We start from the raw sequence: 13,388 nt of genomic DNA, 5'->3' as shown, positions 1-13,388 counted from the left end.
TCCCCGCGAGCAGACACAGAATCGCCCTATTCGGGCTGAATTCATGCGAGTCTGCGTCTGCTCGGCGAGAGAACTAGAGCCAGTGGTTGCGGCGGAAGTTCCGGTACAGCGTGCCGCACACCAGCAGCATCACCACGAGGACCGCCGGATAGCCCAGCGTCCAGTCCAGTTCGGGCATGTGGTCGAAGTTCATCCCGTAGATGCCCGCGATCATCGTGGGCACCGCCGCGATCGCGACCCAGGCCGAGATCTTGCGCATGTCGACGTTCTGCTGCATGCCGACCTTGGCGAGCGCGGCCTGCACCAGTGAGGTCAGCATCTCGTCGTAACTGGCGATCCGGTCGGCGGCCCGGGTCTGATGGTCGAGGACGTCGCGCATGTAGCGCAGCACCTCCTTGGTCATCAGATCCTTGAACTCGCTGTTGATTCGGCCCAGTTCCACCGACAGCGGGGCGACGGCACGGCGCAACTCGACGACCTCCCGCTTGAGCATGTAGATCTGCTCGATGTCGGTCTTCGCGGTCGAGGAGAAGGTCTCCTCTTCGATGGCGTCGACGTCGCACTCCATCAAGTGGGTGACCTCAAGGTAGGTGTCGACGACATGGTCGGCGATCGCGTGCATCACGCCGTAGGGGCCCAGTGCCAGGTGCTTGGATTCGTCCTCCAACCGCCTGCGCACCCCGGCCAGTCCCGAGTGGTCGCCGTGCCGAACCGTCACCACGAAGTCGGGGCCGACGAACACCATGATCTCGCCGGTCTCGACGATCTCGCGGGCCAGCGCGACGGATTCGTGGGGGACGTAGTTGACGGTCTTGAGCACCAGGAACAGGGTGTTGTCGTAGCGCTCGAGCTTGGGCCGCTGGTGGGCGTGCACGGCATCTTCGACGGGCAGCGGATGCAGTCCGAAAATCTCTGCGACAGAGTGCATCTGGTGCTCATCGGGCTCATGCAGCCCGATCCACACGAACGCGTTCTGACCCGCGGCGACCAGTTCGCGGGTGCGCTCGACGGCCGCGGCGTGGGTGAACTTGCCCGGCTGGCGTGTGCCGTCGACGTAGACGGCGCAGTCGACCATCGCACGAGACACCGGCACGGGGATCCGCTTGGCGTCGATCCCGTGGCCCGGCGTCCGATTGGCGCCGGTCAGCGACGGCGGAAGCGCACGAAACGATGGCATGGTCCATACCTCCCGCTTCTGCCGTGGAGTGCAGTGGTGATGCTACGCGCCGAGGCCTGTGTTCCCACCTCACCAGGGGGGAACCGCCCCCAGTGAGGATCTCGGGTCAAGTACCCTGACGCCGTGGCTGAAACAGTGAGCACCCCGCATCTCGTCATTGAGGACGAGGAAATCTTCGACGCCCACGTGGGCGGCAAGCTGTCAGTCGAGCTGAAGTCGCCATTGGACACGCAGCGTGCGCTCTCCATCGCCTACACCCCAGGCGTCGCGCAGGTCAGCCGCGCGATCGCCACGGACGCCACCCTGGCCAAGCGCTACACCTGGGCGAACCGCCTGGTGGTCGTGGTCAGCGACGGCACCGCGGTGCTGGGCCTCGGCGACATCGGTCCGTCGGCGTCGCTGCCCGTCATGGAGGGCAAGAGCGCGCTGTTCAAGGAGTTCGGCGGACTCGACTCCATCCCGCTCGTGCTCGACACCAAGGACCCCGACGAGATCGTCGAGACACTCATCCGCCTGCGCCCGAGCTTCGGCGCGGTCAACCTGGAGGACATCTCCGCCCCGCGCTGCTTCGAGATCGAGCGCCGCGTGATCGAGGCGCTGGACTGCCCGGTCATGCACGACGATCAGCACGGGACGGCGATCGTCGTCCTCGCCGCGCTGCTGGGCGCGACCAAGGTGCTCAAGCGCGACATGAGCTCGCTGCGCGTGGTGATCTCCGGGGCCGGCGCCGCGGGCGTCGCCTGCGCGAACATCCTGCTGGCCACGGGCATCGCCGACATCACGGTGCTGGACTCCAAGGGCATCGTCCACCGCGACCGTGACGACCTGAACTCGTTCAAGGCAGAACTGGCCGGGCGCACCAACCCGGCCGGACGCACCGGCGGCATCGCGGAGGCCCTCGACGGCGCCGACGTGTTCCTGGGTGTGTCGGCGGGGGTGGTGCCCGAGGAACTCATCGCGACGATGGCACCCAACAGCATCGTGTTCGCGTTGAGCAACCCGGATCCCGAGATCCATCCCGACATCGCGCACAAGTACGCCGCGGTGGTCGCCACCGGGCGCAGTGACTTCCCGAACCAGATCAACAACGTGCTGGCCTTCCCCGGTGTGTTCCGCGGGGCGCTGGACGCCGGGGCCCGCCGGATCACCGAGAAGATGAAAGTCGCCGCGGCGGAAGCCATCCACAGCGTGGTGGGCGATGATCTGGCGGTGGAGTACATCGTGCCGAGCCCGCTGGACCCGCGGGTGGGCCCCGCGGTCGCCGCAGCGGTTGCCGCCGCGGTCGACAAGGACGAGGACTAGCCGCTGAGGGGCATCCGCGGGCTGCGGCCGACCATTCTGTGGGGCCTGCTGGCCCTGCTGCTGGTCGGTTGTGGCGCGTCGCAGGCGCCACCGCATTCGGTGGCCGTCGGCGCCACGTCCTCGACTGAGTCTGTGCTGCTGGCCAACCTGTACGCGGCGGCGCTGCGCTACTACGGGACACCCGCGCACGTCGTCGAGCTTGCGGACCCGCTGCGCGCGTTGGACTCCGGAGAGGTCACCGTGGTGCCCGGATTCACCGGTCGGCTGCTGCAGACGTTCGCCCCAGGCACGCGCGCCGCCGGCGACGAGCAGGTCTACAAGGCCATGGTCGGGGTCCTGCCCGAAGGTGTCGGTGCGGGCGATTTCGCGACGGCGGCCGAGGACAAGCCGGCCGCTGTGGTCACCGAGGGCACTGCCACCGCATGGGGTGGCCGGGATCTGCCCGTCCTGGTCAAGCACTGCGCGCAGGTTCGCGCGGGCGCCCTGCGCGATGCCGTCGTGCCGGCGGCGGTGGGGAAGTGCAGGCTGGCGCCGCCGCGTGAGTTCGGCAGCAGCGCAGAGCTTTTCGATGCGCTGGCGGACGGGCAGATCAACGTCGCGTGGGCGACCACGGCCGATCCCGGCGTGCCCAGCACGGTCGTCGTGCTGGCCGACGGCAAGCCCCCGCTGATTCAGGCGCAGAACGCTGTGCCGCTGTATCGACGAAACGAGTTGACCGCGCGGCAGGTGCTGGCCGTCAACGAAGTCGCCGGGGTGCTCGACACCGCGACGCTCAAGCAGATGCGTGCGCAGGTGGACGACGGTGCGGATCCTCGCGCCGTCGCGGACGCGTGGCTGGTCGAGAACCCGCTGGGTCGATAGGTCAGTGCACGTTGGGTGCGGCCTTGCTGAGCACCTTGGAGAACAGGCGCTGGTAGCCCGATCCGGTGATCCGCACGATGACGTCGAGGATCTTGGCATCCGCACCGACCAGGACGCGGGCCTTCTTCTTGTGGACGGCCTCGAGGATGATCTTGGCGGCCCGCTCCGGAGTGGTGCGGGCGAGCTTGTTGTCGAACTCCGCAGCCAGTTCCCTGGGGTCGAGTCCCTCTGCCGCGGTCGCGTTGCGCGCGATGGCGGTCTTGATGCCGCCGGGGTGCACAGCCGTCACCTCGACCGGGCGCTTCTTGGTGATCATCTCCTGGCGCAGGGCCTCGGTGAAGCCGCGGACGGCGAACTTCGCGGCGTTGTACGCCGACTGTCCCGGCACCGAGAAGATGCCGAACAGGCTTGAGACGTTGACGACGTGCCCGTCGCCCGACTCGATGAGGTGCGGCAGGAAGGCCTTGGTGCCGTTGACGACGCCCCAGAAGTCAACATCCATGATCCGCTCGATGTCCTTGAACTCGCAGACCTCGACATCGCCCGTGAACGCGATTCCGGCGTTGTTGTAGATCTGGTTGACCTTGCCGAAGTGCGCCTTGACCTCATCGGCGTACAGCAGGAAAGCCTCGCGCTCGGTGACGTCGAGGCGGTCGGCCTTCACCGGTGCGCCGATCGCCTTCAGTTCCGCCTCGGTCGCGGCCAAGCCGTCGACGTCGACGTCGCTGATGGCCAGTTTGGCTCCCGAACGGCCCAGTTCGATGGCCAGAGCCCGCCCGATTCCGGACCCCGCTCCCGTCACGACACAGACTTTTCCGGCGAACCCCTCCATGGCGAACTCCCTCGCTTCGGCCTACGCGTCCAGTTGGCCAGCCACGCTACCCGATACCGCTGGTACCTCATGGGGTCGGGGTCGGTCGTTCGGTTCGGTAACGAGCGCCGTTCGGCATACGATGCCCACATCATGAAGTGCATCCGCATTGCGACCGCAGGCTCGCTGGCCGCCGCCGGCCTGGCTCTGAGCCTGTCCGTCGCCTCTCCCGCTCAGGCCGACCCTGACACCGACGCGTTCATCAACGCCGTGACCGAGTCCGGGATCACCGGTCTGGATCCGGCGACGGCGACGCAGGTCGGCCAGCAGGTGTGCCCCATGCTCGCCGAACCCGGGCAGCAGATGGCCGACGTGGCGGGGCGGGTCTCCGAGTCGATCGGCAGGCCACTCGGGCCCGCGACCATGTTCACCGGTCTGGCCATCACATGGTTCTGCCCCGGCGCGGTGGCCTCGATCGCCAATGGCGACTCGCCGATCCCGCTGGACCTGTTCGGCTTCTGACTCCCGGCCCGCACCCCCCCGAACGCAAAAATGTGCGGATCTGCAGCCTTTTTCGCGATTTAGGCTGCAGATCCGCACATTTCTTTTGGTTACTTAGAGAAAGCCTCGTCGAGAATCTCCTGGTGTTCGACCGCATGCACCTTCGACGAACCCGATGACGGCGCCGACATCGCGCGCCGCGAGATCCGCTTGATCCCGGTCAGCAGGTCGGGCAGGAACTCCGGCAGCGCCAAGCCGAACGTCGGCCAGGCACCCTGGTTCGCCGGCTCCTCCTGCACCCAGAAGTACTGCTCGACGTTGGGATACAGCTCCAGCGTCTTGCGCAGGCGGCGCGGCGGCAGCGGATACAGCTGCTCGATCCGGATGATCGCGATGTCGTCGCGCTTGTCCTTGGCCTTCCGTGCCACCAGGTCGTAGTACAGCTTGCCGCTGCACATCAGGATGCGCCTGACCTGCGAGCGGTCGCCGTCGCCGACCTCATAGGTGGGCTCCTCGAGCACCGAATGGAACTTCGACTCGGTGAAGTCCTTGACGTCGCTGACGGCGGCCTTGTTGCGCAGCATCGACTTCGGCGTGAACACCACCAGCGGGCGGTGGATCCCGTCGAGAGAGTGCCTGCGCAGCAGGTGGAAATAGTTCGCCGGGGTCGACGGCTGTGCGACGGTCATCGAACCCTCGGCGCACAGCTGAAGGAATCGCTCGATGCGGCCCGAGGTGTGGTCGGGGCCCTGACCCTCGTGGCCGTGCGGCAGCAGCAGCACCACATCCGAGGTCTGGCCCCACTTGGCCTCACCCGAGCTGATGAACTCGTCGATCACCGACTGTGCGCCGTTGACGAAGTCACCGAACTGCGCCTCCCAGAGCACGAGCGCCTCGGGGTTGCCCACCGAATAGCCGTACTCGAAGCCCACCGCGGCGAACTCCGACAGCGCCGAGTCGTACACCAGGAACCGGCCGCCGGTGGGGGTGCCGTCCTCGTTGGTCGCCAGCAGCGAAAGCGGGGTGAACTCCTCGCCGGTCTTGCGGTCGATGACGACCGAATGCCGCTGCGTGAATGTTCCGCGACGGGAGTCCTGGCCCGACAGTCGCACCATCTTGCCCTCGGCGACCAGCGAACCGAACGCCAGCAGCTCGGCGAAGGCCCAGTCGATCTTGCCCTCGTAGGCCATCTCGCGGCGCTTCTCGAGCACGGGCTTGACGCGCGGATGCACGGTGAACCCGTCGGGGGTCGCCAGGTGCGCATCGCCGATCCGGTGCAGCACCGACTTGTCCACGGCGGTCGACAGCTTCTGCGGGATCACCTGGTCGGATTCCACCGACTCGCTGGGCTCGACGGCGTGCTTCTCCAGTTCACGGACTTCGTTGAAGACCCGCTCCAGCTGCCCCTGGTAGTCGCGCAGCGCGTCCTCGGCCTCTTTCATCGAGATGTCGCCGCGGCCGATCAGGGCTTCGGTGTAGGTCTTGCGGACGCCCCGCTTGTGGTCGATCACGTCGTACATCGCGGGCTGCGTCATCGACGGGTCGTCGCCCTCGTTGTGTCCGCGGCGGCGGTAGCACAGCATGTCGATGACGACGTCCTTCTTGAACTTCTGCCGGAAGTCGACCGCCAGCTTGGCCACCCAGACGCAGGCCTCGGGATCATCGCCGTTGACGTGGAAGATCGGCGCGCCGATCATCTTGGCGACGTCGGTGCAGTACTCCGAGGACCGCGAGTGCTCAGGCGAGGTCGTGAACCCGACCTGGTTGTTGACGATCATGTGGATCGTGCCGCCGGTGCGGTACCCGCGCAGCAGCGCGAGGTTCAGCGTCTCGGCCACAACACCCTGCCCGGCGAACGCGGCGTCGCCGTGCAGCATGAGAGGGACAACCGAGAAGCCGCTGTCGCTGTCGCCCTTGTCCAACAGGTCCTGCTTGGCCCGCACCAGTCCCTCGAGGACCGGGTCCACGGCCTCGAGGTGGCTCGGGTTGGCCGTCAGCGACACCTCGATGTCGTTGTCGCCGAACATCTGGATGTAGGTGCCGGTCGCGCCGAGGTGGTACTTCACGTCACCCGAACCGTGCGCCTGCGACGGGTTCAGGTTGCCCTCGAACTCGCTGAAGATCTGCGCGTAGGGCTTGCCGACGATGTTGGCCAACACGTTGAGCCGGCCGCGGTGCGGCATGCCGATGACGACCTCGTCGAGGCCGTGCTCGGCGCACTGGTCGATCGCGGCGTCCATCATCGGGATGATGGTTTCGGCGCCCTCGAGCGAGAACCGCTTCTGCCCGACGTACTTGGTCTGCAGGAAGGTCTCGAACGCCTCGGCGGCGTTGAGTCGGCTCAGGATGTACTTCTGTTGTGCGACAGTGGGTTTCTCGTGCCTGACCTCAATCCGCTCCTGCAGCCACTGCTGCTGTTCGGGTTCGAGGATGTGCGTGTACTCGACGCCGATGTGGCGGCAGTACGCGTCCCGCAGCACCGAGAGCACGTCGCGGAGCTTCTTGTACTCCTTGCCCGCGAACCCGTCGACCTTGAACTCGCGGTCCAGGTCCCACAGCGTCAGGCCGTGTGTGAGCACGTCCAGGTCGGGGTGGCTGCGCCACTTGTCCCGCTCGAGGCGCAGCGGGTCGATGTCGGCCATCAGGTGACCGCGGTTGCGGTAGGCCGCGATCAGCTCGATGACGCGGGCGTTCTTGTCCGTGACGGAGTCCGGATTGTCGGTGCGCCACCGGATCGGCTCGTACGGAATGCCGAGCTCGGTGAAGATCTCGTCGTAGAACTCGTCGTCGAGCAGCAGGTGGTGGACCGTGCGCAGGAAGTCGCCGGACTCCGCACCCTGGATGATCCGGTGGTCATAGGTCGACGTCAGCGTGATCAGCTTGCCGATGCCCAGTTCGGCGATGCGCTCCTCGCTGGCGCCCTGGAACTCGGCGGGGTACTCCATGGCGCCAGCGCCGATGATCGCGCCCTGACCGGCCATCAACCGCGGCACCGAGTGCACCGTGCCCAGCGTGCCGGGGTTGGTCAGCGAGATGGTCACACCGGAGAAGTCCTCGGCGGTCAGCTTGCCGTCGCGCGCGCGCCGCACGATGTCCTCATAGGCGGCGATGAACTGGCCGAAGCCCATGGTCTCGCAGGCCTTGATCGCCGCGACCACCAGGGAACGCTTGCCGTCCTTGCCCTGCAGGTCGATCGCCAGGCCCAGATTGGTGTGCGCCGGGGTGACGGCGTTGGGCTTGCCGTCGATGACCGCGAAGTGGCGGTTCATGTTGGGGAAGCTCTTGACCGCCTGCACGATCGCGTAGCCCAGCAGGTGGGTGAAGCTGATCTTGCCGCCGCGGGTGCGCTTGAGGTGGTTGTTGATGACGATGCGGTTGTCGATCATCAGCTTCGCCGGGATGGCCCGCACGCTGGTCGCGGTGGGCACCTCCAGCGAGGTGTTCATGTTCTTGACGACGGCCGCCGCGGCGCCGCGCAGCACCTGGGTCTCGTCGCCGGACGCCTCAGCGGGCGCGGCGGCAACGGGCTTCTCGGCCTTCTCCGGCTTCGGGGCGGGCTTGGCCGGGGTCGGTTTGGTGGGTGCGGCAGCCTTGGCCGAGGCGCCGTTGTCGGCGGTCTTCTCGGGCTTGGCGGTCGACGGCTTCGCGGCCGGCGGCGCGGGCGCGGGCGTCGGCGGTGCGGACGGGGCGCTGGAGGCCACCTGCCCGTTGCCGGCGGTGGCCGTCTCCGCGCGGTCGGCCTGCACCGGTTCGGGGTTGTAGTCGACCAGGAACTCATGCCAGCTGGGATCGACCGAGGAGGGGTCGTCGCGGAACTTGCGGTACATCTCCTCGACCAGCCATTCGTTCTGTCCGAATGGGGAACTTGTACTGCTCACAGCAGCTGCTCGCCTCAATTCATCTCGTAGCGTCGCGTTCCGGGCAAGCGCGGCACTGTGCCTGCCACGGGCAGTGGGTCCAACCCCGATCCCAACCGGGGCGTTTCCACCGCATTAAAGGCTATCGCGTGCCCAGTGGGTCAGACCACGTAGCAGGGCAAATCCGTGAATAGTCACAAGCCCTGCGCCAAACGGCCCGGCAGATGCGACAAGCGGTGCCCTCCGCGGCGTCACGTGGGCCGCGATTCGATCTCACCCTCGATGACCGGCGGGAGTACATGCAGTGCGCCCGGCCACTTCTGCGGAGCGGGGCCGAACGCCTCGCGGGTGTTCTTGACGATCGTCTTACCCATCACCCGGTTTCCCACGCCGCCGATGAGGGCGCCCACGCCGACGGGCAGCGCCTTGCCGAACACCAGCGCGCCGCGCTTGACGGTGTACTTCTTCACGAAGAACTTCATCAGCCTGCCGTTCAGCTGGGACAACGCGGGCAGCGGCACCGTCGCCGCGCCCTCGCTGAGCCACGCGCCGTTGGTGCGCCCCGGGCCCAGCAGGCGGCCGACGGCGTTCTTGGCGTCGTCACCCGTGAGCGCGCCCAGCACCAGCGTGCGCCGCCGTTCGCGATCATCGACCGGGATGCCGTGCACCTCGGCGACCGCCAGGACGAACACCGCGGTGGTCTCGAGGAACAGTGCGGTCTCACCGGCGACCAGCGACAGCGCCAGAATGGTTCCGACGCCGGGCACCAGCGCGGCCGAGCCGACGGCCGCACCGCTGCCCATCACGGCAGCCAGGTAGTGCTTCTCCAGCCGGGTCACGATCTCGGCGGGCGTCGCGCCGGGGGACTTGTCACGCAGCCTCTGGACGTAGGCCCTGATCGCTGGGGCCTGCAGCCGGGAACCCGACTCGATCAGGTGGGACAGCGCGCGTGCGGCAGCGCTGGGGTCGTCCTCCTCCACCCGTGCGGGCAGGTTGTCCGGCTCGGTCTTCGACTTCTTGGCGAACATGAGGTTGCCTCTCTGCGATACGACCCTGGTTCAAGGCTAGCGAACACTCAACGAACGACGCGGCGATCCGGGTGCCCGGTGGTGACTCCCGTCACGATGGCGCGGATCGGGAAGAAACGGGTCGGTGGGCATGCTGTTGGTTTCTATGGCTTCTGCGCAGCTGGCACCCAGCCGACTTCGGATCATCGTGGTGCTGGGAGCGCTGATCGCGTTGGGGCCCCTCACCATCGACATGTACCTGCCGGCCCTGCCGAGCATCGCCGACGAGTTGGGTGTGGGCTCGTCAGTGGCGCAGTTGACGCTGACCGGCACCTTGGCCGGTCTGGCGCTGGGGCAACTGGTCGTCGGGCCGCTGTCGGATTCCCTGGGCCGGCGCAGGCCCTTGATGGGCGGCATCGTCCTGCACATGGTGGCCTCGTTGATCTGCCTGTTCGCCCCCAACATCAGTGTCCTCGGCATCGCACGCGGGCTGCAGGGGATGGGTGCGGCCGCGGCCGCGGTCGTCGCGGTGGCCGTGGTCGGAGACCTCTACACCGATTCGGCAGCCGCCAAGGTGATGTCCCGGCTGATGCTCGTGCTGGGGGTGGCACCCGTGCTGGCACCGTCGCTGGGCGCCGTGGTGCTGCTGCAGGCGTCGTGGCACTGGATCTTCGGTGCCCTGGTCGTCATGGCGGGTGGGCTTCTGCTGACGGCGGCCCTCGCGCTGCCTGAGACACTGCCCGTCGCGCATCGCAGGCCCCTGCGGGTCACGGGGATCGCCGCCACCTATTGGGCTCTGCTGCGTGATCTGCGATTCATGACGCTGGTGCTGGTCGGCGCGTTGAGCATGGCCGGCCTGTTCGCCTACATCGCGGGAGCGGCGTTCGTGCTGCAGGGGCACTACGGCCTGGACCAGCAGATGTTCGCGGTGGTGTTCGGTGCGGGCGCGATCGCGCTGATCGGCGCGACGCAGTTCAACGTGGTGCTGCTCAACAGGTTCTCGCCGCAACGCATCGTCACGGGCGCACTGCTCGTGGCGGTCGCGGCGGCGCTCGTCTTCACGGCGTTGACGGTCGCGCGCGCCGGCGGTGTGTACGGCTTCCTGATTCCGGCGTGGACGGTGCTCGCCGCGATGGGGTTCGTGCTGCCCAACGCGCCGGCGCTGGCGCTGTCCCCCCACCACGAGGCGGCCGGCACGGCCGCGGCGCTGCTGGGGGCCGCGCAGTTCGGGCTCGGCGCCGTCGTGGCGCCGTTGGTCGGTGTGCTCGGCAACGACGAACGCGCGCTGGCCGTGGTGATGCTCGTCAGTGCCGCCGTCGCCCTGGCGCTGCTGATGGCGGTGGCGCCGTCGCGATCCGCCGAGGTCGAGCTCGATGTGGCGGCCGAAGCGGCCTGAGCGCGGCGGTTCCGCGGTTGTGGCGGGGTGGGGGAGTCCGTATCGTCGCCCGGATTACTCCGCACGGAATAGTCCGTGTGGGTGGAGTCGGTCGGCCGAGGGGGATCAACCGCGTGAGTTACCTGCTCACTCCGCTGGGTGTGTCGGTGCTGGCCCTGCTGCGCCAACGTCCCATGCACGGGTATGAGATGTTCCAGACGCTGACGAACCGTCGCGACGCCCGCATCGTCAAGGTGCGTCCGGGCTCGCTGTACCACGTGGTGGCCCGACTGGCCGAGGAGGACCTGATCCGGTCCACGGCCACCGGCCGGGACGGCAACCGCCCCGAACGCACGATCTTCGAGATCACCCAGGCCGGCGTCGACGCGCTGACCTCCGGTGTGCGGGATCTGGTGGCCACACCGGTGAACGAGTTTCCGCGGTTCGTGGCCGGCTTGGCCGAACTCGACAACCTCGATCGCGCCTCCGCGGTGGCCGCCGTGCGCAGTCGGGTGGCCGCGCTCGAGGCCGACCTCGCGGATCTGGCGACCGGGAGTGCGTCCGGCGACACACCCGCGATGCACCTGTCGGCGCTGGACTACCTGACGGCGACCACCAGGACCAAGCTCGACTGGCTGCGGGAGTTCGCCGACAGCCTGGAGTCCGGCCGGGTCGGCTGGCGCGACGAGGCGGTCCGCCCCAGTGAGGTGGTGCTGTGAGCCTGAGGCCCACTGCCACCGCCACGGCTCCGGTCAACCCGTGGAACGCCCTGTGGGCGATGATGATCGGGTTCTTCATGATCCTGGTCGACTCGACCATCGTCGCCGTCGCCAACCCCAGCATCATGGCCGAACTGCAGACCGACTACGACGCGGTCATCTGGGTCACCAGCGCGTATCTGCTGGCCTATGCGGTGCCACTGCTGGTCGCGGGCCGGCTCGGCGACCAGTTCGGTCCGAAGAACCTGTACCTGATCGGCCTGTTCGTGTTCACCGCGGCGTCGCTGTGGTGCGGGCTGTCCGGGTCGGTCCAGACCCTGATCGCGGCCCGCGTGGTGCAGGGCGTTGGCGCGGCACTGCTGACGCCACAGACGCTGTCGGCCATCACCAAGATCTTCCCGGCCGAACGCCGGGGCGTGGCGATGAGCGTGTGGGGTGCGACCGCCGGCGTCGCGACACTGGTGGGCCCGCTGGCCGGCGGTGTACTGGTCGATCACCTCGGCTGGCAGTGGATCTTCTTCGTCAACGTCCCGATCGGGATCGTCGGCCTGGCGCTGGCCGCGTGGCTGGTTCCGGCGCTGCCGACCACCCCGCATCGGTTCGACGTGCTGGGCGTCGTGCTGTCCGGCGCCGCGATGTTCCTGGTGGTGTTCGGCCTGCAGGAGGGCGAGAGCCGCGGATGGTCGGGCTGGATCTGGACCATGATCGTCGCCGGTCTGGGGTTGATGGCGGCGTTTGTGTACTGGCAGGCCGTCAACCGCAACGAACCGCTGATCCCGCTGCGCATCTTCGCCGATCGCGACTTCACGCTGTCCAACGTCGGTGTGGCGGTCATCGGGTTCGCCGTGACAGCCATGATCGTGCCGGTCATGTTCTACGCGCAGATGGTGTGCGGTCTGTCGCCGACGCGGTCGGCGCTGTTGACGGCGCCGATGGCGATCAGTTCCGGCCTGCTGGCCCCGCTGGTGGGCCGCATCGTCGACCGCGCGCACCCTATGCCCGTGATCGGTTTCGGTTTCTCCGCGCTGGCCGTCGCCCTGACGTGGCTGTCGGTGGAGATGACGCCGACGACGCCGATCTGGCGTCTGGTGGTGCCGTTGGTCGTGATGGGCGTCGGCATGGCCTTCATCTGGGCGCCACTGGCGGCCACGGCCACCAGACACCTGCCACCGGAACTGGCCGGCGCGGGTTCGGGGGTCTACAACACCACGCGCCAGGTCGGGTCCGTGTTGGGCAGCGCCGGCATCGCGGCGTTCATGACGGCGCGCATCGGCGCCGAGATGCCGGGCGGTCAGGCAGGCGGTCCGCCCGGTGGTGACGTGCAGCAACTTCCGCAGTTCCTGCGCGAGCCGTTCTCCGCGGCCCTGTCGCAGTCGATGCTGCTGCCCGCGTTCGTCGCGCTGTTCGGTGTCGTGGCCGCGCTGTTCCTCGTCGGCACCGTGAAGTCCGCCCGTGCCATGGCGCCGGAGCCCGGTCCCGACGATCAGCGCACCGAGGTCCTGCCCGCCGTCGTCGACGTCCCCGCGGAGGGCTTCGCCGACCGATACTCCGACCAGTCGTTCTACGACTTCGACGACGAATCCGAGAAGTTCTGGCGAGCGCAGCGCCCACTGCCCGTCGACCACGGTGATCTGTCCGAGTTCGGCGAGGACTACGAGGATTACGAGGACGACGACGCCTACGTCGAGTTCACGCTCGGCCATGGGCCGGTGGCGGGCATCGCGAACCGCTCCGCCGCCGATCGGTCCTTGGGGACCGACCCGTACCAGTACGAGACC

Annotated in this window: 9 protein-coding genes and 1 pseudogene; 6 read left to right on the top strand and 4 right to left on the bottom strand. The window is 67.9% G+C overall.

Annotated features, from left to right (window positions below):
* Positions 1 to 73: 73 nt before the first annotated feature.
* Positions 74 to 1,177 carry a magnesium/cobalt transporter CorA gene (gene corA / locus A5727_RS05375; RefSeq protein WP_068245759.1) on the bottom strand — a complete coding sequence of 368 codons (1,104 nt, stop codon included), beginning with the start codon at positions 1,175 to 1,177 and terminating at the stop codon, positions 74 to 76.
* A 123-nt stretch (positions 1,178 to 1,300) separates the two neighbouring features.
* Here corA and A5727_RS05370 point away from each other — a divergent pair, with 123 nt between their 5' ends.
* Positions 1,301 to 2,479 carry an NAD(P)-dependent malic enzyme gene (locus A5727_RS05370; protein WP_068245756.1) on the top strand — a complete coding sequence of 393 codons (1,179 nt, stop codon included), beginning with the start codon at positions 1,301 to 1,303 and terminating at the stop codon, positions 2,477 to 2,479.
* A gap of 3 nt (positions 2,480 to 2,482) precedes the next feature.
* On the top strand, positions 2,483 to 3,340 hold the full coding sequence (locus A5727_RS05365; protein WP_082949610.1) for a glycine betaine ABC transporter substrate-binding protein: 858 nt from the start codon (positions 2,483 to 2,485) through the stop codon (positions 3,338 to 3,340).
* A 1-nt stretch (position 3,341) separates the two neighbouring features.
* Here the strand turns inward: A5727_RS05365 and A5727_RS05360 are convergent, their stop codons facing one another.
* Positions 3,342 to 4,172 carry an SDR family NAD(P)-dependent oxidoreductase gene (locus tag A5727_RS05360; protein WP_068245749.1) on the bottom strand — a complete coding sequence of 277 codons (831 nt, stop codon included), beginning with the start codon at positions 4,170 to 4,172 and terminating at the stop codon, positions 3,342 to 3,344.
* Between the two features lie 132 nt (positions 4,173 to 4,304).
* Between A5727_RS05360 and A5727_RS05355 the strand changes: the two genes are divergently transcribed.
* Positions 4,305 to 4,673, top strand: coding sequence for a DUF732 domain-containing protein (locus tag A5727_RS05355; protein WP_068245844.1), 369 nt, complete (start codon positions 4,305 to 4,307; stop codon positions 4,671 to 4,673).
* 89 nt (positions 4,674 to 4,762) lie between these two features.
* Here A5727_RS05355 and A5727_RS05350 read toward each other — a convergent pair whose 3' ends face one another.
* Positions 4,763 to 8,530 carry a multifunctional oxoglutarate decarboxylase/oxoglutarate dehydrogenase thiamine pyrophosphate-binding subunit/dihydrolipoyllysine-residue succinyltransferase subunit gene (locus tag A5727_RS05350; protein ID WP_068245746.1) on the bottom strand — a complete coding sequence of 1,256 codons (3,768 nt, stop codon included), beginning with the start codon at positions 8,528 to 8,530 and terminating at the stop codon, positions 4,763 to 4,765.
* Between the two features lie 230 nt (positions 8,531 to 8,760).
* Positions 8,761 to 9,537 (bottom strand): hypothetical protein, encoded by a 777-nt coding sequence (locus tag A5727_RS05345; RefSeq protein WP_068245743.1) that lies wholly within the window; start codon positions 9,535 to 9,537, stop codon positions 8,761 to 8,763.
* A 145-nt stretch (positions 9,538 to 9,682) separates the two neighbouring features.
* Here A5727_RS05345 and A5727_RS05340 point away from each other — a divergent pair, with 145 nt between their 5' ends.
* From A5727_RS05340 to A5727_RS05330, 3 genes and pseudogenes are all read left to right on the top strand, one after another.
* Complete coding sequence (locus A5727_RS05340) at positions 9,683 to 10,912, top strand: multidrug effflux MFS transporter (protein WP_231991961.1); 1,230 nt, start codon at positions 9,683 to 9,685, stop codon at positions 10,910 to 10,912.
* 113 nt (positions 10,913 to 11,025) lie between these two features.
* On the top strand, positions 11,026 to 11,610 hold the full coding sequence (locus tag A5727_RS05335) for a PadR family transcriptional regulator (protein ID WP_068245736.1): 585 nt from the start codon (positions 11,026 to 11,028) through the stop codon (positions 11,608 to 11,610).
* Positions 11,611 to 11,669: 59 nt separating this feature from the next.
* Positions 11,670 to 13,082 (top strand): annotated as a pseudogene (locus A5727_RS05330) (DHA2 family efflux MFS transporter permease subunit); the annotation flags it as partial.
* Positions 13,083 to 13,388: the final 306 nt, after the last annotated feature.

Source organism: Mycobacterium sp. ACS4331, assembly GCF_001667265.1.
Lineage (GTDB): Bacteria > Actinomycetota > Actinomycetes > Mycobacteriales > Mycobacteriaceae > Mycobacterium.
Note: the sequence above shows the minus strand (reverse complement) of the source record. Positions and strands in the feature narration are given on the sequence as shown.